Origin of the sequence: Flavobacterium degerlachei, assembly GCF_900106645.1 — a bacterium.
Lineage (GTDB): Bacteria > Bacteroidota > Bacteroidia > Flavobacteriales > Flavobacteriaceae > Flavobacterium > Flavobacterium degerlachei.
The window spans coordinates 123,664-140,466 of the sequence record NZ_FNMV01000013.1 but is presented as its reverse complement, the minus strand read 5'-3'; the positions used below and the strand labels follow the sequence as shown (position 1 = coordinate 140,466).

Annotated in this window: 15 protein-coding genes and 3 tRNA genes; 8 read left to right on the top strand and 10 right to left on the bottom strand. The window is 35.5% G+C overall.

Annotated elements, in window-relative coordinates; genetic code table 11:
- Positions 1–237: transposase (locus BLV91_RS13550; protein ID WP_139262330.1), on the top strand; the 237-nt coding region annotated here is incomplete at its 5' end.
- 203 nt (positions 238–440) lie between these two features.
- Here BLV91_RS13550 and rpsT read toward each other — a convergent pair.
- The 5 genes from rpsT to proS all read right to left on the bottom strand — a co-directional run bounded on the left by rpsT (position 441) and on the right by proS (position 2,593).
- The gene (gene rpsT / locus BLV91_RS13545; protein ID WP_040473828.1) at positions 441–692 is read right to left on the bottom strand and encodes a 30S ribosomal protein S20; all 252 of its coding nucleotides are present in this window, start codon (positions 690–692) and stop codon (positions 441–443) included.
- A gap of 34 nt (positions 693–726) precedes the next feature.
- Positions 727–798, bottom strand: a tRNA-Glu gene (locus BLV91_RS13540).
- A gap of 47 nt (positions 799–845) precedes the next feature.
- Positions 846–917 (bottom strand) — tRNA-Glu (locus BLV91_RS13535).
- Positions 918–964: 47 nt separating this feature from the next.
- A tRNA-Glu gene (locus BLV91_RS13530) sits at positions 965–1,036 on the bottom strand.
- Between the two features lie 78 nt (positions 1,037–1,114).
- The gene (gene proS, locus BLV91_RS13525) at positions 1,115–2,593 is read right to left on the bottom strand and encodes a proline--tRNA ligase (RefSeq protein WP_091434204.1); all 1,479 of its coding nucleotides are present in this window, start codon (positions 2,591–2,593) and stop codon (positions 1,115–1,117) included.
- Positions 2,594–2,694: 101 nt separating this feature from the next.
- On the opposite strand from proS, the gene BLV91_RS13520 reads away from it, so the two are divergent.
- The 5 genes from BLV91_RS13520 to BLV91_RS13500 all read left to right on the top strand — a co-directional run bounded on the left by BLV91_RS13520 (position 2,695) and on the right by BLV91_RS13500 (position 8,227).
- Positions 2,695–3,693, top strand: a complete 999-nt coding sequence (locus BLV91_RS13520) for a hypothetical protein (protein ID WP_091434202.1) — start codon at positions 2,695–2,697, stop codon at positions 3,691–3,693.
- 41 nt (positions 3,694–3,734) lie between these two features.
- Positions 3,735–5,237, top strand: a complete 1,503-nt coding sequence (locus tag BLV91_RS13515) for an OmpP1/FadL family transporter (RefSeq protein WP_091434200.1) — start codon at positions 3,735–3,737, stop codon at positions 5,235–5,237.
- Between the two features lie 229 nt (positions 5,238–5,466).
- Positions 5,467–6,780 carry a 30S ribosomal protein S12 methylthiotransferase RimO gene (gene rimO, locus BLV91_RS13510; RefSeq protein ID WP_091434199.1) on the top strand — a complete coding sequence of 438 codons (1,314 nt, stop codon included), beginning with the start codon at positions 5,467–5,469 and terminating at the stop codon, positions 6,778–6,780.
- Positions 6,781–6,824: 44 nt separating this feature from the next.
- A complete protein-coding gene (locus tag BLV91_RS13505; RefSeq protein WP_091434197.1) occupies positions 6,825–7,292 on the top strand; it encodes a hypothetical protein in 468 nt (155 codons plus the stop codon).
- Between the two features lie 32 nt (positions 7,293–7,324).
- The gene (locus BLV91_RS13500) at positions 7,325–8,227 is read left to right on the top strand and encodes an N-acetylmuramoyl-L-alanine amidase (RefSeq protein WP_091434195.1); all 903 of its coding nucleotides are present in this window, start codon (positions 7,325–7,327) and stop codon (positions 8,225–8,227) included.
- Positions 8,228–8,338: 111 nt separating this feature from the next.
- Here BLV91_RS13500 and BLV91_RS13495 read toward each other — a convergent pair whose 3' ends face one another.
- Positions 8,339–9,295 (bottom strand): aldo/keto reductase, encoded by a 957-nt coding sequence (locus tag BLV91_RS13495; protein WP_091434193.1) that lies wholly within the window; start codon positions 9,293–9,295, stop codon positions 8,339–8,341.
- Between the two features lie 395 nt (positions 9,296–9,690).
- Between BLV91_RS13495 and hemG the strand changes: the two genes are divergently transcribed.
- Both hemG and BLV91_RS13485 read left to right on the top strand, forming a co-directional pair.
- On the top strand, positions 9,691–10,230 hold the full coding sequence (gene hemG, locus BLV91_RS13490; RefSeq protein ID WP_091434191.1) for a menaquinone-dependent protoporphyrinogen IX dehydrogenase: 540 nt from the start codon (positions 9,691–9,693) through the stop codon (positions 10,228–10,230).
- Between the two features lie 50 nt (positions 10,231–10,280).
- Entirely contained in the window at positions 10,281–10,775 is a 495-nt protein-coding gene (locus BLV91_RS13485; protein WP_091434188.1) for a nuclear transport factor 2 family protein, read from the top strand.
- Positions 10,776–10,842: 67 nt separating this feature from the next.
- Here the strand turns inward: BLV91_RS13485 and BLV91_RS13480 are convergent, their stop codons facing one another.
- The 4 genes from BLV91_RS13480 to BLV91_RS13465 form a co-directional block, all read right to left on the bottom strand.
- On the bottom strand, positions 10,843–12,384 hold the full coding sequence (locus BLV91_RS13480; protein WP_091434186.1) for an acyl-CoA carboxylase subunit beta: 1,542 nt from the start codon (positions 12,382–12,384) through the stop codon (positions 10,843–10,845).
- A 3-nt stretch (positions 12,385–12,387) separates the two neighbouring features.
- Entirely contained in the window at positions 12,388–13,830 is a 1,443-nt protein-coding gene (gene accC / locus BLV91_RS13475) for an acetyl-CoA carboxylase biotin carboxylase subunit (RefSeq protein ID WP_091434185.1), read from the bottom strand.
- 102 nt (positions 13,831–13,932) lie between these two features.
- On the bottom strand, positions 13,933–14,418 hold the full coding sequence (locus BLV91_RS13470; RefSeq protein ID WP_091434183.1) for an acyl-CoA carboxylase biotin carboxyl carrier protein subunit: 486 nt from the start codon (positions 14,416–14,418) through the stop codon (positions 13,933–13,935).
- 105 nt (positions 14,419–14,523) lie between these two features.
- Positions 14,524–16,713 carry a B12-binding domain-containing radical SAM protein gene (locus BLV91_RS13465; protein ID WP_091434222.1) on the bottom strand — a complete coding sequence of 730 codons (2,190 nt, stop codon included), beginning with the start codon at positions 16,711–16,713 and terminating at the stop codon, positions 14,524–14,526.
- Positions 16,714–16,803: the final 90 nt, after the last annotated feature.

Here is a 16,803-nt window from a genome sequence, read left to right as displayed (position 1 = left end):
CTTGGAAGATTGGCTAGATGGCATGAAAAAGTAAATCGATCAGGATTTAAGTCTTTCAATACAATCTCAAGATCGATAATGAATCATTATCAAACTATATTAAACTATTTTGACAATAGGAGTACAAACGCTTCAGCTGAATCTTTCAATGCTAAAATAAAAGCATTTAGATCTCAGTTTAGAGGTGTTAGAAATGTGGAATTCTTTCTTTTTAGACTAACTAATATTTATGCGTGATTTTTATCGCTCCACAGGTTTTGGACATGATCCCTTTTGAACTTGATCCATTTTTATCGCTCCACAGCATTTGGACTTGATCCCATGATCCGATATAAGCTTCAGAACAATTCAAGTCTCTATCCAAATTTTAACCCACAACAAAACATAAAAAAAGCTCCTTAAAAAGGAGCTTTTTTTATAGAATCAATAAAATGTAAATATTACAATTTAGAAACAAATTTCGTTAATTTAGATTTTAAATTAGATGCTTTGTTATCATGAATGATATTCTTTTTAGCTAACTTATCAATCATAGATATTACATTTGATAATTTAGATGTAGCATCTACTTTATCAGTTGCTATTCTTAACGCTTTAATTGCATTACGAGTAGTTTTATGTTGGTATCTATTTAATACTCTTCTCTTTTCGTTACTTCTAATTCTTTTTAGAGCTGATTTATGATTTGCCATTTTATTATATTTTTATCTTTTACTATTTTTTTTGTAGTCCGTAAGGGAATCGAACCCCTGTTACCAAGACGAAATCTTGGCGTCCTAACCCCTAGACGAACGGACCATTATCCCTCTAAGTTAGTTATCAATCTAAATCTTAGATTAATTTTGTAGCCCGTAGCGGAATCGAACCGCTCTTACATGGATGAAAACCATGCGTCCTAACCGATAGACGAACGGGCCATTTATCCCTCTGAGTTCAGGATGACTTTAACATGCAAAAAAAATAGTAGCCCGTAGCGGAATCGAACCGCTCTTACATGGATGAAAACCATGCGTCCTAACCGATAGACGAACGGGCCCTGCTTCTCTAATGCGGATGCAAAAATACAACTATTTTTGAAACGTACAATAGTAGATGCGAAAAAATTTATTTTTTTTTAATATGCCTTAGCAAACAACACCCTACCTTTAGACTCAGCCCCAGTAAACACACAGCTTCCAGCCTCTTCTAGCCTATCTAACGGAATACATCTAATAGTAGCTTTAGTCAAATCTTTTATCTTCTCTTCAGTTGCAGCTGTTCCGTCCCAATGTGCTGATACAAAACCTCCTTTGTCGTTTAAAACTTCTTTAAACTCTTCAAAACTGTTAACTTCAGTAATATGACTGTCTCTATAATTCAATGCCTTATTGAATAAATCTTCTTGAATTTGAACTAATAAATCGTTGATATAGGTTGAGATTCCTTCTTTAGACTGTACTTCTTTTGTTAAAGTATCCCTTCTAGCTACTTCAAAAGTTCCATTTTCCAAATCCTTCGGTCCAATAGCAATTCGGACAGGAACCCCTTTTAATTCCCATTCTGCAAATTTAAACCCTGGCTTTTGCGTTGTTCTATTATCATACTTAACAGAAACATTCAATTTTTTCAACTCAGCAATTAATACGTTTACTTCAACTGAAATTTCGTCTAATTGTTCATCCGTTTTGTAAATTGGCACAATCACCACTTGTATAGGAGCCAAATTTGGAGGTAAAACTAATCCTTTATCATCTGAATGAGTCATTACTAAAGCACCCATTAATCGTGTGGAAACACCCCAAGAGGTTCCCCAAACATATTCTTGTTTTCCTTCCTTATTAGCAAATTTCACATCGAATGCCTTTGCAAAATTCTGACCTAAAAAGTGCGAAGTACCTGCTTGAAGTGCCTTACCGTCTTGCATTAATGCCTCAATACAATAGGTTTCCTCAGCTCCTGCAAATCTTTCAGTTTCTGTTTTTAACCCTTTAACAACCGGAATTGCCATGAAATTCTCCGCAAATTCAGCATATACGTTCATCATTTTCTCTGATTCCTCGATAGCCTCATCCTTAGTCGCGTGCGCAGTATGCCCTTCTTGCCATAAAAACTCTGCTGTTCTCAAGAACAAACGCGTTCTCATTTCCCATCGAACCACATTAGCCCATTGATTAATCAATAAAGGCAAATCACGATAAGACTGAACCCAGCCTTTATAGGTAGACCATATAATTGCTTCACTTGTAGGACGAACAATAAGCTCTTCTTCAAGCTTTGCATTTGGATCAACCATTAACTTCCCCGGTTTGTCTGGATCATTTTTCAGTCTGTAATGCGTCACGATGGCACATTCTTTCGCAAATCCTTCCGCGTTCTTTTCTTCGGCTTCAAACATACTTTTAGGCACGAATAAAGGAAAATAGGCATTTTCATGTCCTGTTTCTTTAAACTTTCGGTCTAACTCCGCTTGCATTTTCTCCCAAATGGCATAACCGTATGGCTTAATAACCATACAGCCTCTAACTCCTGAATTTTCAGCTAAATCAGCTTTAACAACCAGTTCATTATACCATTTTGAATAATCTTCTGATCTTGTAGTAAGGTTCTTACTCATATTGAATAGTTTGGCACAAATTTTGCATTATTTTATTTACCTAAATAGTTCGACAAAACTAACTATTTTTGTAGTGTGCAACAATAAAAAACCTTACAGATATGAAAACTTATACTTTTTTATCCCAAAAAACCTCATTTATCCCTCTAATTGGATTTCTAAGCTTTTTGATGGTGTCCTGTGGATCCTATCAAAACAGTTCCTATTATGATAATGACGGGATCTACGGAAACTCAGACTCAAGAAAAGTAGAAAGTCAATCACAACCCAACCAAAACAACCACTACAAAGATTATTTTGGCTCATTACAAGACGATAACCAATCAACAGAAATTTTTACTAATGTTGATGAATACAGTGATTACGACGCTATAAATGATAGTTTGCAACAAACAAACTCCAGTTATGCTGATTGGGGTAATAATTATACTACAACTGACATTACTGTATATCCTCAAAATTGGGGACTTAATTTTGGATATGGCCTAGGTTACTCTTCTTTAGGATGGGGTTATTCTAGTTTTGGATGGGGCTTTCCTAACTATGGTTATGGCTATTCAAACTTTGGATGGGGCTACCCATATTACGGATACGGTTATTCAACCTTTGGATGGGGCTACCCTGCTTATGGCTGGAATTATCCATATTATGGCTATTCTAATTATGGTTACAATTATTACAACCGCAATTATTCTTACAATCCAAGCAGAAGAGGTTCTTCTTCCTCTTATTCAAATTCTGTAAATACAAACAGAAACTACAGCTCAAGAAACTATTCTCAAAATAGAACGAGTACTAATAGAAGCACGAACACCTTTAACAATAGAAGAAGCTCAACTAACAATAATACCTCAAGAACAAGCCCTACTTTTTCTCGAAGAAGCGGGTCACAAAATCAATCGTATAGTACTCCTACACGAAGAGCAAATACAAACACTAGTAGACAATCAAATTCAAATAGTAGTCGAAACGACAACTACACACCCTCAAGAACAAATAATAACAGTTATTCCCCTTCAAGATCGAGCAATTCTTCTGAAAGCGGTAGATCTTCATCAGGAGGTAATAGTAGATCATCATCAGGGGGAGGTAGAAGATAATTAAATCCTCGTTTATCACAACAAACATAAATTGTATTAAAATGAAAAAATATCTATTTTTATTACTAACGGGACTTACAGTTAGTGTTGCACAAGCACAAGAAATCAAGGATGCATTGCGTTATTCTCAGGACAACTTGAACGGTACTGCACGCTTCAAGGCTATGAGCGGTGCTTTTGGAGCACTTGGTGGTGACTTTTCCTCAATTGGGATAAATCCCGCGGGATCAGCTGTTTTTTCCAATAATCAATTTGGAATAACAATAACCAATAGCGACATAAAAAACAATTCCAATTATTTTGGTACAACTGCAAGCGAAAAAGATAATTCCTTTGATATAAATCAAGCAGGAGGAGTTTTTGTATTTCACAACAAAAATTTAAATAGTGATTGGAAAAAGTTTTCACTAGCAATAAACTATGAAAACACAAACAATTTCAATAACTCGACATTTTCAGCAGGGACTAATCCAAATAATTCGGTTGCCAATTATTTTTTAAGCTATGCAAATGGTGTTCCTTTAAATGTCCTTGAAGATTCCTATTATGAAAATCTAGATCACGGAACACAACAAGCTTTTTTAGGCTATCAAGGTTACGTTATAAATCCAGTAACTGCAGATTCTAATAACACGCAATACAACTCAAATGTTGCCGAAGGTGGAAACTACTATCAGGAAAACACTACTTATTCAGAGGGTTATAACGGAAAACTATCTTTTAATGCCGCAACCTCTTTTAAAGATAGATTATACATTGGAATAAATCTAAACTCTCATTTTACGGATTTCAGACAATCAACTGTATTTTACGAAGACAACAACAATGCATTAGACTCTGATTATAAAGTAACCAAATTGCAATTTAACAATGAATTATATACCTACGGAACTGGATTTTCATTTCAATTAGGAGCCATTGCAAAGGTGACTAATCAAGTTCGACTGGGCTTAGCATATGAATCTTCGACCTGGTATAATTTAAGCGATGAGTTTTCCCAAAAACTAATTGCAGTAAGCAGTAATGTTAATGGTGATTTACCACAGGATGTCGTTGATCCCAGAATCACTAATGTTTACGCAGCTTACAAACTACAAACACCTAGCAAAGCGACGGCAAGTTTTGCTTATGTTTTTGGAAGCTCAGGTTTAATCAGTATCGATTATGCCATAAAAAACTACAGCAAAACTAAATTCAAGCCTGAAAATGATTACTATTTTAATAGTCTGAATACCGATATGAGCAATACTTTAGACAGCTCGGGAGAACTAAGGATAGGTGGCGAGTATAAAATCAACAAACTAAGTTTAAGAGCAGGGTATCGTTACGAACAAAGTCCTTATAAAAACGGAATTACAATAGGAGACTTAACTGGATATTCAGCTGGTTTAGGTTACAACTTTGGCTCTACAAAGATTGACTTAGGTTATGCTTATGCAGAAAGAGATTCGCAACAAGGATTTTTTAGCCAAGGATTGACTGAAGGTGCTACAATAAATTCCATCAACAATAATGTTTCATTGACTTTGTTGTTTGAATTGTAAGAATCTTTGATTTGACAAAAGAATAAATAAAAAACAGCTTATTAACCGTCTTGCTTTTTTACAACAAGACGGTTTTTTTTAGCCCTGATGGAAGTGAAAATCCTCCCGATTTTTTTTCGGGAGATTGCAACGTACAGCAGGAATAGCTTCATAAAAAATAGGGAAAAGACAGGGAAAAAACTTCTGTTTGAATAAAAAAACGTAATTTTGCACTCCAATTTACAAATCTATGAGAACCAAGTCTTTAAAAAAGAATAAAATCAACGTAATCACTCTTGGATGTTCTAAAAACATCTACGATAGCGAAGTATTAATGGGGCAACTCCGTGCGAGCGGAAAAGATGTGGCACATGAAGCTCCTGCTGCAGAAGAGGGAAACATTATTGTCATCAACACCTGCGGATTTATTGATAATGCTAAAGCAGAATCAGTAAATATGATTTTAGAATATGCCGATAAGAAAGAAAAAGGATTGGTTGACAAAGTTTTTGTTACAGGATGTTTATCAGAACGTTACAGACCCGATTTAGAAAAAGAAATCCCTAATGTAGACCAATTTTTTGGAACAACAGAGTTGCCACAATTATTGAAAGCTCTGGGTGCCGATTATAAACATGAGTTATTAGGAGAACGTTTAACTACGACTCCAAAAAATTATGCTTACTTAAAAATTGCCGAAGGTTGCGATAGACCTTGCAGTTTTTGCGCTATTCCGTTAATGAGAGGAAAACACGTTTCTCAACCTATCGAGAAATTAGTAAAAGAAGCGGAAGGTTTAGCTAGAGACGGTGTAAAAGAATTAATTTTAATTGCACAGGATTTAACTTATTACGGACTTGATATATACAAAAAACGTAATCTTGCTGAATTATTAGAAGGATTAGCAAAAGTAGAAGGAATTGAATGGATTCGTTTACATTACGCCTTCCCTACTGGTTTTCCTATGGATGTCTTAGACCTAATGAAACGTGAGCCTAAGATTTGCAACTATATTGATATTCCGTTACAACATATTTCAGACTCGGTACTAAAATCGATGCGTCGCGGAACTACACAAGAGAAAACAACAAAATTATTGAAGGATTTCCGTGAAAGAGTTCCTGGAATGGCAATTCGTACTACTTTAATTGTAGGATATCCTGGAGAAACTCAGGAAGATTTCAACATTCTTAAAGACTGGGTTCAAGAAATGAAATTTGACAGAATGGGTTGTTTTGCTTACTCTCACGAGGAAAACACACATGCCTATTTATTAGAAGATGATGTTCCAGATGAAGTAAAACAAGACCGTGCTAACGAAATCATGGAATTACAATCACAAATTTCTTGGGATTTAAACCAAGAAAAAGTTGGACAAACTTTCAAATGTATCATAGACAGAAAAGAAGGTGGTCATTTCGTAGGAAGAACCGAATTTGATAGTCCAGATGTGGATAACGAAGTCCTTATTGATGCCTCAAAACATTATGTGAAAACAGGAGACTTTGCTATGATAAAAATCATCGAAGCAACTGAATTTGACTTATACGGAGAACCAGCTTAGTTTTAAGGAATTCGTCAATTGACAAACCATTTATAATAGCAAACATGAAAACAATTCACATTCTTTTAGTTTTTACAGTTACATTATTATGCAGTACAACCGTTTCTGCTCAATACGGAAACAATGGATACGGGAACAACGGCTACGGTAATAACAATGGTTATGGTAGAAATCAGATGAGCCAAATGGGGCAAAACAGAGAACCAGATAAACCAAAAGAAATTCCTGTTGAAGTAACCGTTGGTAAAATAATGGAAAAACTAAAAGAGGAACTTGTTTTAGATCAGCTACAGGAAATTGCCATTTCAAATGTTTTAATAGAGAGCATCAGGTCACAGGGAATTTTATTAAAAGCAGAGACCAGCCAAGAACAGAAAATAAAAGAGATTAAGGCACTATCTGAAGTTACAGACAGAAAGGTGAATGAATTTTTGAATGAAGATCAAAAGGCGAAATACAAAGCCCTTAACGAGCAAAGCAATAACCCTAAAAAGTCAAGAAAAAAAAGATAACTTTTTTGCACCATAAGAATACATCCTAATATATGAAAAAATATTTTTATTACTTGATTTTTGCTGTCGCCATCACTTCGTGCGCAACTAATCCTTATAAAGCCAGCGAGAAAGAATATGATACAAAACTCAAAACTTTTAAGGAAGTAATTTCAAGCAAAGAACCTGAACCATTGCCTGTTGTAACTAAAACCATAATTAGTATTGACAACGCCTACACTAGACAGTTATATACTTTCAAGGATACCATTTCAAAAATGGGATCAACGGCTTTGGACAATGGAATTCAAACAAAATGGATCAGTACAGTAAATTTTAATTTGAGAAAACCAAATTTCATTATTATTCACCATACCGCGCAAGATTCACTGCAACAAACCATAAAAACATTTACACTGACTAGAACTCAAGTAAGTGCACATTATGTGATTGCTGATGATGGAACTGTTGTTCAAATGCTTAATGATTATATGCGCGCTTGGCATGCAGGCAGAGGTTCTTGGGGAAAAGATACTGATCTTAACTCCTCGTCTATAGGAATCGAGTTAGATAATAACGGAACAGAACCATTCTCAGAAGCACAGGTTACTAGTTTAATGGCATTATTGAGCAAATTGAAAAAGGAGTACAATATACCAACACAAAATATCATAGGCCATTCAGATATTGCCCCGAGTCGCAAGAATGACCCAAGTGTATTATTCCCATGGAAAACATTGGCCGAAAATGGATTTGGCGTATGGGCAGATGAAACACTAGAACCTGCTCCTATCGCTTTTAATATCGAACAGGGGTTGAGGATTATTGGCTATGATACTAAAAACCTATCGTCTGCGATAATGGCTTTCAAAATACATTTTATCCAAACTGAGATAAATGACGTTTTAGATGAAAGGACAATCAATACTATTTATTCTATTTACAAGAAGCAATAAAAACAAATCAATAAATATCAAAAACCGTTCTTTAGCAAAACTAAAGAACGGTTTTTTTATGGGATATTTTCAAAATCCACACGCTCCTATCACATGGAGAACTATTTTATGTTACCCCAAAATATGCTCTATCTTCGCTAATTCATCTGCTGAAAAATCAAGATTCTGCAAACTATCAATGTTATTATTCAGTTGTCTTACAGAACTAGCTCCAATCAAAACTGAGGTGATACGATTATCCTTTAATAACCAAGCCAAAGCCATTTGAGCTAATGACTGTTTTCTTTGTTGCGCTATTTCATTCAAGCCGTTTATCTTTACGATTTTAGCTTCAGAGACTTCTTCTAATTGCAAATGACCATTTGGATTCGAAGCTCTCGAATTTTCTGGAATCCCTTTTAAATATTTATCAGTAAGAAGTCCTTGTGCCAAAGGTGAAAAAGCAATACAACCTATTCCTTTTTCTTCCAGAACATCTAGCAATCCGCTTTCAGGTTCCCTAACAAACATTGAATATTTTGCTTGGTGAATCAAACAAGGCGTTCCTAATCGTTTTAGAATTTCAGCAGCCTCTTTAGTTTGTTCCGCATTATAATTAGAAATTCCTGCATACAATGCTTTCCCGCTACGTACAGCATAATCTAAAGCCATCATTGTTTCTTCCAACGGAGTTTCTGGATCAAAACGATGCGAATAAAAAACATCAACATAATCCACATTCATACGCTTTAAACTCTGATCTAAACTCGACAAAAGATATTTACGAGATCCCCAATCTCCATAAGGACCTTCCCACATTGTATATCCAGCTTTGGTTGTAATCACAATTTCATCACGTAGGTTTCCCTGAAAATTTTTTTTCAAGATCTTACCGAAATTTGTCTCTGCAGAACCTGGAACTGGACCATAATTATTAGCTAAATCAAAATGAGTAATTCCTTTATTAAAAGCTTCTTTGACAATGTTTTCTCCATTTTCAAAATTATCTACTGACCCAAAATTATGCCATAATCCTAAGGAAATTTGAGGCAATAACAAACCACTTTTTCCGCATCTATTGTATTTCATGTATTTATTTATTTAAAAAAAAATCTATTTTAAGTAGGTTAAACAATAGCGAAAGGTAGTAAAATGTAAAATACTGTCAAATTTATTTACTGCAAAGCCTCTTAAGTTGCAATCAGTAAGTTACTAATCAAATAGTTACTTAAAGCCGGCTTTTTTCAGTAAACCTTCAATTGAACTAAAACTATATGTCAATTCTGAAATAATAATAATAATAATAATAATAAGGTTACGAATTGCAACAGCTATTTACTGTCTCAATTGTAGTAGATATTATTCATAAAAGTAGTGCTTGTTCAAAATTAAATTTATAATTTTAATAGTATTTCAAATCAAAGCATTGCTAATCAATGTTTTAATACACAATATTTATTATTAATCTACTAAAAATAAAAATCATGAAGCTACTTATCATTTACGGCACTACCGAGGGGCAAACACGCAAAATTGCTCATTATATGGAAGCCATTTTACAGAATGCGGGGCATCAAGTAACAATTGCTGACACTACTGCCGATCCACCAGAACCCAAAGGCTATGATGCAATTATCCTTGGTTCCTCAATACATATGCACAAATACCATTCGGCTATAAAGCATTATATCAAAAAACATCTTGAGCAGTTAAACAATATACCTGGAGCTTTTTTCTCAGTCTCACTTGCCGTAGCATCAGGTCTTGATGAGGAAAATCTTGAAGTACAAAAAATAACAAACGATTTCCTAGAACAAACTGGATGGAAACCTATGATGACTACTCAAATTGCAGGAGCATTAAAATACACCGACTATGATTATTTCAAACGCCTAATCATGAAAATGATTTCTAAAAAACAAGGTGGAGCAACAGATACGTCTCAAGATTATGAATACACAAATTGGGATGAAGTGACAAAATTCACAAACGACTTTGCTAAGACAGCCTCTCAAAAGCAATGATTTGCGTACCTTAGCTATTAAACTTTGATTGCGTACTAATAAATCACATTATGAGAAACAGTAGACTTCCTTATTTTTTAATTTTATTATTTACAATTACAGCAACTATTTGTTCTGCACAAAAAAATACAGCTAAAGAACCCGCTTACATATATATTCCTGACGATCTAGAATTATATAAAACCATCGTTGCTATGGACAGTACTTTTTTCCAAGCTTATAATACTTGTGATCTATACAAACAAGCTGCCATTTATTCTGACAACATAGAGTTTTACCATGATCAAGGCGGTTTAATGACTATAAAGCAAGAAATTTTAGATGGTACTGAAAAGTACATCTGTGGTAAAGTAACGAGAGAATTAGTAAAAGGAAGTATTGAGGTTTATCCTATCAAAGATTTTGGAGCTGTCGAAATAGGTCGTCATAAATTTCATAATAACACAGAAAAAGAAGGTACTGCCTCTCATGCCAGCAAGTTTATCATTTTTTGGAAAAACGACAATAATATCTGGACTATTACAAAAGTGGTTAGTTTGCATTAGTTTTCTATGAACCATGAAAAAAGACCATTCGCTGTGGCGAATGGTCTTTCCTATTCTTATAGAATATTTACAAAGGAATATTCCCGTGCTTTCTATTGGGAGTGACACACTCTTTATTTTCGAGCATACTGAATGCCTTTATCAATTTACGTCTAGTATCTTGCGGTAGAATAACTTCATCTATAAAACCACGTTGGGCTGCTGTATAAGGATTGGCAAATAAATCAGCATATTCAGCTTCTTTCTCCAATAGTTTGGCAGCTGGATCAGCTGCCTCATTAATTTCCTTTTTGAAAATTATTTCTGAAGCTCCTTTAGCTCCCATTACCGCAATTTCGGCAGTTGGCCAAGCAAAATTCATGTCGGCACCTATGTGTTTCGAGTTCATCACATCATACGCACCACCGTATGCTTTACGAGTAATAACCGTAATTCTTGGTACAGTTGCCTCGCTTAATGCATACAATAATTTTGCACCGTGCACGATAATTCCATGCCATTCTTGATCTGTTCCTGGTAAAAAACCTGGAACATCTACAAGTACCAATAAAGGAATATTAAAACAATCACAAAAGCGAGTAAAACGTGCCGCCTTCTTTGAACTGTTTACATCTAAAACTCCCGCCAGATATAATGGCTGGTTGGCAACAATTCCTATACTTCGACCGCCCAATCTTGCAAAACCAACGATGATATTTTCCGCATAGTTTTTATGCACCTCAAAAAAAGAATCTTCATCAATAATCCCAGCAATGACATTATGCATATCGTAGGGTTTATTTGGATTATCAGGAATAATAGTTGTTAATTGTTCCCTAATTTCATCATTGAATTCATAAGGCAATTTTGGTGTTGTTTCTTTATTGCTTTGTGGCATATAGCTTAACATTCGTTTTAGGTCTTCCAGACATTCCACATCATTTGTAGAAGTTATATGTGCCACACCTGATTTAGTAGAATGGGTACTTGCTCCACCTAATTCTTCTGAAGTTACGGTTTCATTAGTAACCGTTTTTACTACATTAGGTCCGGTAACAAACATATAACTGGTATCTTCGACCATCATGGTAAAGTCAGTCATTGCGGGAGAATATACCGCTCCACCGGCGCAGGGCCCCATAATCGCAGAGATTTGCGGAATTACACCACTTGCCTGTACATTTCTATAAAAGATATCAGCATAACCACCCAGTGAACGAACACCTTCTTGAATACGTGCACCACCAGAATCATTTAGGCCAATCATAGGCGCTCCCATTTTGACAGCCATATCCATCACTTTACAGATTTTTTCTGCATGTGTTTCAGATAATGCCCCACCAAAAACGGTAAAATCTTGGGCGAAAACATACGTTAATCTTCCGTTTATGGTTCCATATCCAGTTATAACTCCATCACCATAATACAGTTCGTTTTGCATTCCAAAATCAGTTGTGCGGTGCGTTACCAATACTCCAATTTCTTCAAAAGAACCTTCATCCATCAAATAATTCACACGCTCTCTGGCTGTCAATTTCTTCTTCTGATGTTGTTTTGCAATTCTATTTTTACCTCCACCCAAATGAGCAAGAGCAATCTTATCGTTTAATTCTTGTATTTTAGACTCCATAATTTATTGATTTGGTAATCGTACGATTTTTTGATCTTCAAAATACTGTTTCAAAGCTATTAATCCAGCAATTTTAGCTTCTTCAGCTAATTGGTCTTTCAATTCGGTCGCATTGTAATACTTCTTTACAAAGTGTGTATCGAAATTTCCAGAACGGAAGGCTTCATGTTCGCATACAAACGTCCCAAAAGGTAATGTTGTACTCACTCCTTCGACATGGTAATTAGCAATTGCTTTTATCATAATTTGAATGGCTTCCTCACGCGTTTCACCGTAAGTGATCAGCTTGGCTAACATCGGATCATAATAAATAGGAATATCCATACCTTGCTCAAAGCCATTATCTACACGAATTCCTTCTCCAACCGGCAATTGATAAACGTCTAAATGACCAACACTTGGTAGAAAATCATTCATTGGATCTTCGGCATAGACACGTAATTCTAAAGCATGTCCCTTTATTTCTAAGTCTTCCTGCTTGATCGTTAAAGCTTCTCCTCGAGCTACTTTAATTTGCATTTCAACTAAATCCGTACCTGTAATTAATTCCGTAACAGGATGCTCGACTTGCAAACGTGTATTCATTTCGAGGAAAAAGAAATTATTGTTTTCATCCAATAAAAATTCTACAGTCCCCGCTCCTAGATAATCGCAGGATTTAGCCACCAAAACGGCTGCTTCACCCATTTTTTTACGCAATTCCGGAGTTAATACCGAAGAAGGCGCTTCCTCAATCACTTTTTGATGGCGACGTTGAATACTACACTCTCTTTCGAATAAATATAAAATATTTCCATGACTGTCTGCCATGATTTGGATTTCGATATGTCTTGGCGATCCCACATATTTTTCAATAAAAACAGCGCCGTCACCAAAAGCATTTAGTGCTTCGCTAATTGCTCTGTTCATTTGGGATTCAAATTCTTCCGCATTTTCAACAACACGCATTCCTTTTCCACCACCACCAGCAGAAGCTTTAATCAATATAGGAAAACCTATTTCGCTAGCCACAACTTTAGCTTTTTCGATATCTGTAATGGCTTCATCTACTCCAGGAACCATAGGAATATTATAGGCCTTTACAGCTTCTTTTGCGGCCAATTTACTTCCCATAATATGTATGGCTTTCGATTTAGGTCCAATAAAGATGATATTGTTTTTCTCTGCTTTTTCAGCAAATTCAGCATTTTCACTTAAAAATCCGTAACCGGGATGTATGGCATCCACACCTAGAGATTTCGCTACTTCAATGATTTTATCGCCCAATAAATAGGATTGATTGGAAGGTGATTCCCCAATCCAAACCGCTTCATCAGCAAATTTTACATGAGGAGCATTTCTATCGACGGTTGAATAAACCGCCACCGTTTTTATGCCCATTTTCTGAGCCGTTTTCATAACCCTAATTGCGATTTCACCCCTATTGGCAACTAATATTTTTTTCATATTTAATAAGACTAAAAGAATAATGACCGTTTCAATGTTAGAACAAAGAGGCAAAAAATCCTTATTTATTTATCTATTTTCTATACACTATTATCTTCCTCTCTATTCGAATTCGATTAACAGCTGTCCTTTATCTACCGCGTCACCTAACAATACCGAAATTGACTTGATAGTACCATCACGCGGTGACAGAAAACTATTTTCCATTTTCATGGCTTCTAAAATTAATAGACTGTCGTTCTCTTTAACAACTTGACCAACAATCACGCTTATCTCAAGAATTAATCCTGGCATAGGCGCTTTAATGGCATTAACTTGTTTAGTTAAACCGACTTCAAAGCCCATTTCTTTTATCAGCAAGTCCAAGTCATTTGCAATAGCAACAGTATAACTGTTATTATTGACCTTGACAACATACTCTTTTTGATGAAAATTAGCAGAAAGAACCTCTGCTTTATAAGGCTTATTTTCGTGTAAAATATGGAAAGAATTCGAATCCAAATTCACAGCATCGAGTTGCGAAACTTGTTCCTTATCAAAGTCAAATTGAAAGGAATCATTTATATTTACTTTATAGCTATCACTCATTAGTGTAATTTTTATAGCCGTAAAAATAGGTAAAAGAAAACGTTTTCGTAAATGAAAAACAGAAGTTTTATGCTAAGTTAGTATAGTTCTATATGAAAAAGGCAGTTACAACACTAGCAAACCATATTCACGTAGGCTATTCACCGGTTTTGAATACCAAAACAATTCAAAATCTTCCAGTTGCTTTTCAAAATCATTCTTTATTTCCTGTAATGTATAGACTTTAGCATTGGCAACAGACACTTTTTGAAGAATCTCTGTCAACCATTCGCCTTCCGCTTTATTGGTTTGAATGGTGAAACTTTCTTTTTTGTCATGAAAAGTCAAACTCATCATTTGCCAAGAATTTCCTTTTTTTGATTTGGTAAACTCCTCAACAAAAGGCTTCCCTCCTAACCAAACGATTTTGGCTGTCGGTTTTATTTTAAAATCTTCGGGTTCTTGAAGTGCATTAAAAATAAAATCCTCTGTAATTTTTGTCTTTGGTATTTTAAAATCAAACCATTCCTGCAGGGTGTAATCAAAACAGATTCCGTGCATAAAGTTGAATAGAGATTTCTTTAATCCAAAGCTGAATTTTTCATGGTCAATTCCAGTCGAATCGGTATAATTAATATCGTTATTAGCAAAAGTCCCAATAACTTCGGTTTCTTTAACAACGCCAAACTTCTCCGGATACATTCCCACAGGACTGTGCGCTGTCATGGCAAATTGATGCCAAAACCCCGATTGCAATACGCCTACTTCAAACAATTGACGCACCATTTCAAGACTGTCCACTGTTTCCTGAACTGTTTGTGTTGGATAGCCATACATCAGATACGAGTGCACCATTATCCCCGCTTCTGTGAAGTTTCGGGTGACTTTGGCTACTTGTTCAACCGTTACCCCTTTGTCAATCAATTTCAATAATCGATCTGAAGCCACTTCGAGTCCACCAGAAACGGCAATACAACCCGACGCTTTCAGCAACAGACACAAATCTCTGGAGAAGCTTTTTTCGAATCGAATATTTGTCCACCAAGTGATAGACAATTTTCTTCGAAGAATTTCGAGAGCCAAGGCGCGCATTAAAGCTGGTGGTGCGGCTTCATCTACATAATGAAAACCATTTTCTCCTGTTTGCTCCATCATTTCTTCCATTCGATCGCAGAGTAAACTAGCAGCAACGGGTTCGTAGATTTTGATGTAATCCAATGAAATATCACAAAAAGTACATTTACCCCAATAACATCCATGCGCCATGGTCAATTTATTCCAACGACCATCAGACCACATTCGGTGCATAGGATTTACAATCTCGATAACCGAAATGTATTTGTCCAAAAGCAAATCAGAATAATCTGGCGTGCCCACTTGAGATTGCTTGTAATCTTGTTTTACCGAATTATTCTTGTAAACCACTTTCCCGTCATCAAGAAGAAAGGTTCTTTTGAAAGAGTTGTGATTTGGGTTTTCAATATTGGCAATTAATTCCTCAATAGGCAGTTCGCCATCATCCAAAGTAATGTAATCGAAAAACTCAAAAACACGAGCATCTGAAAGCGAACGCAATTCTGTATTAGGAAAACCACCTCCCGCTGAAATTTTAATTTCGGGATGGTATTTTTTAACCCATTGCGCTGATCGAAAAGAGCTATATAAATTCCCCGGAAAGGGAATAGAAATCAGGAATAATGTAGGCTGAATAGTTTCTATTCGTTCTTTTAGAATCGAAAGTAATACCTCATCAATATAAGTAGGTTCTTCTTGCAGAGCCTCATACAATTCATCAAAAGAATTAGCTGATCTACCCAAACGTTCCGCATAACGGCTGAAACCAAAATTATCGTCCACACATTCCACGATAAAATCAGAAATATCTTCGAGGTACAAAGTAGCCAGATGTTTCGCTTTGTCCTGTGTTCCCATCGTCCCAAAAGCCCAATCTAGTTCTTCTAATTGTGCAAAACGAGAGGCTTCTGGCAAATAATCTTCCTGACAAATCTGAAGCCCTAAGGTTGGATTTTTCCCTTGCAGAAAACGGATTACCGCATCAATCGTTTTGATATACTCGTCTTGTAATGCAAAAATTCGTTTTGAATTATCTGAAACAGCATCGTCTATAGTTGCAATTTTAAATAAATTCGACAATCCTACTTTCGAAAACAATTTCAAAATCACTTCAATCCCCAAATCTGCCTGAACGGAATCAATATTTTTGGTGTTCAGAAACCCCTTTATGTAAGCGGTTGCTGGATACGGAGTATTCAATTGTGTAAAAGGGGGCGTGATGAGAAATAATTTGGTTTTCAAAAGAAATAAGTTTTGTGCAAAAATAAGGGTTATTTGTATTCTTTCCACCAAAAGATGGTTTACAATTCGAATTGCACATTTAACTTCAAA

Coding starts and splice junctions, on each gene's coding strand:
- rpsT (WP_040473828.1), bottom strand. CDS start 692: ATGGCAAATCATAAATCAGCTCTAAAAAGAATTAGAAGTAACGAAAAG.
- BLV91_RS13485 (WP_091434188.1), top strand. CDS start 10,281: ATGAGAAACAGTAGACTTCCTTATTTTTTAATTTTATTATTTACAATT.
- accC (WP_091434185.1), bottom strand. CDS start 13,830: ATGAAAAAAATATTAGTTGCCAATAGGGGTGAAATCGCAATTAGGGTT.
- BLV91_RS13500 (WP_091434195.1), top strand. CDS start 7,325: ATGAAAAAATATTTTTATTACTTGATTTTTGCTGTCGCCATCACTTCG.
- BLV91_RS13470 (WP_091434183.1), bottom strand. CDS start 14,418: ATGAGTGATAGCTATAAAGTAAATATAAATGATTCCTTTCAATTTGAC.
- BLV91_RS13515 (WP_091434200.1), top strand. CDS start 3,735: ATGAAAAAATATCTATTTTTATTACTAACGGGACTTACAGTTAGTGTT.
- BLV91_RS13520 (WP_091434202.1), top strand. CDS start 2,695: ATGAAAACTTATACTTTTTTATCCCAAAAAACCTCATTTATCCCTCTA.
- BLV91_RS13480 (WP_091434186.1), bottom strand. CDS start 12,384: ATGGAGTCTAAAATACAAGAATTAAACGATAAGATTGCTCTTGCTCAT.
- hemG (WP_091434191.1), top strand. CDS start 9,691: ATGAAGCTACTTATCATTTACGGCACTACCGAGGGGCAAACACGCAAA.
- proS (WP_091434204.1), bottom strand. CDS start 2,593: ATGAGTAAGAACCTTACTACAAGATCAGAAGATTATTCAAAATGGTAT.
- rimO (WP_091434199.1), top strand. CDS start 5,467: ATGAGAACCAAGTCTTTAAAAAAGAATAAAATCAACGTAATCACTCTT.
- BLV91_RS13495 (WP_091434193.1), bottom strand. CDS start 9,295: ATGAAATACAATAGATGCGGAAAAAGTGGTTTGTTATTGCCTCAAATT.
- BLV91_RS13505 (WP_091434197.1), top strand. CDS start 6,825: ATGAAAACAATTCACATTCTTTTAGTTTTTACAGTTACATTATTATGC.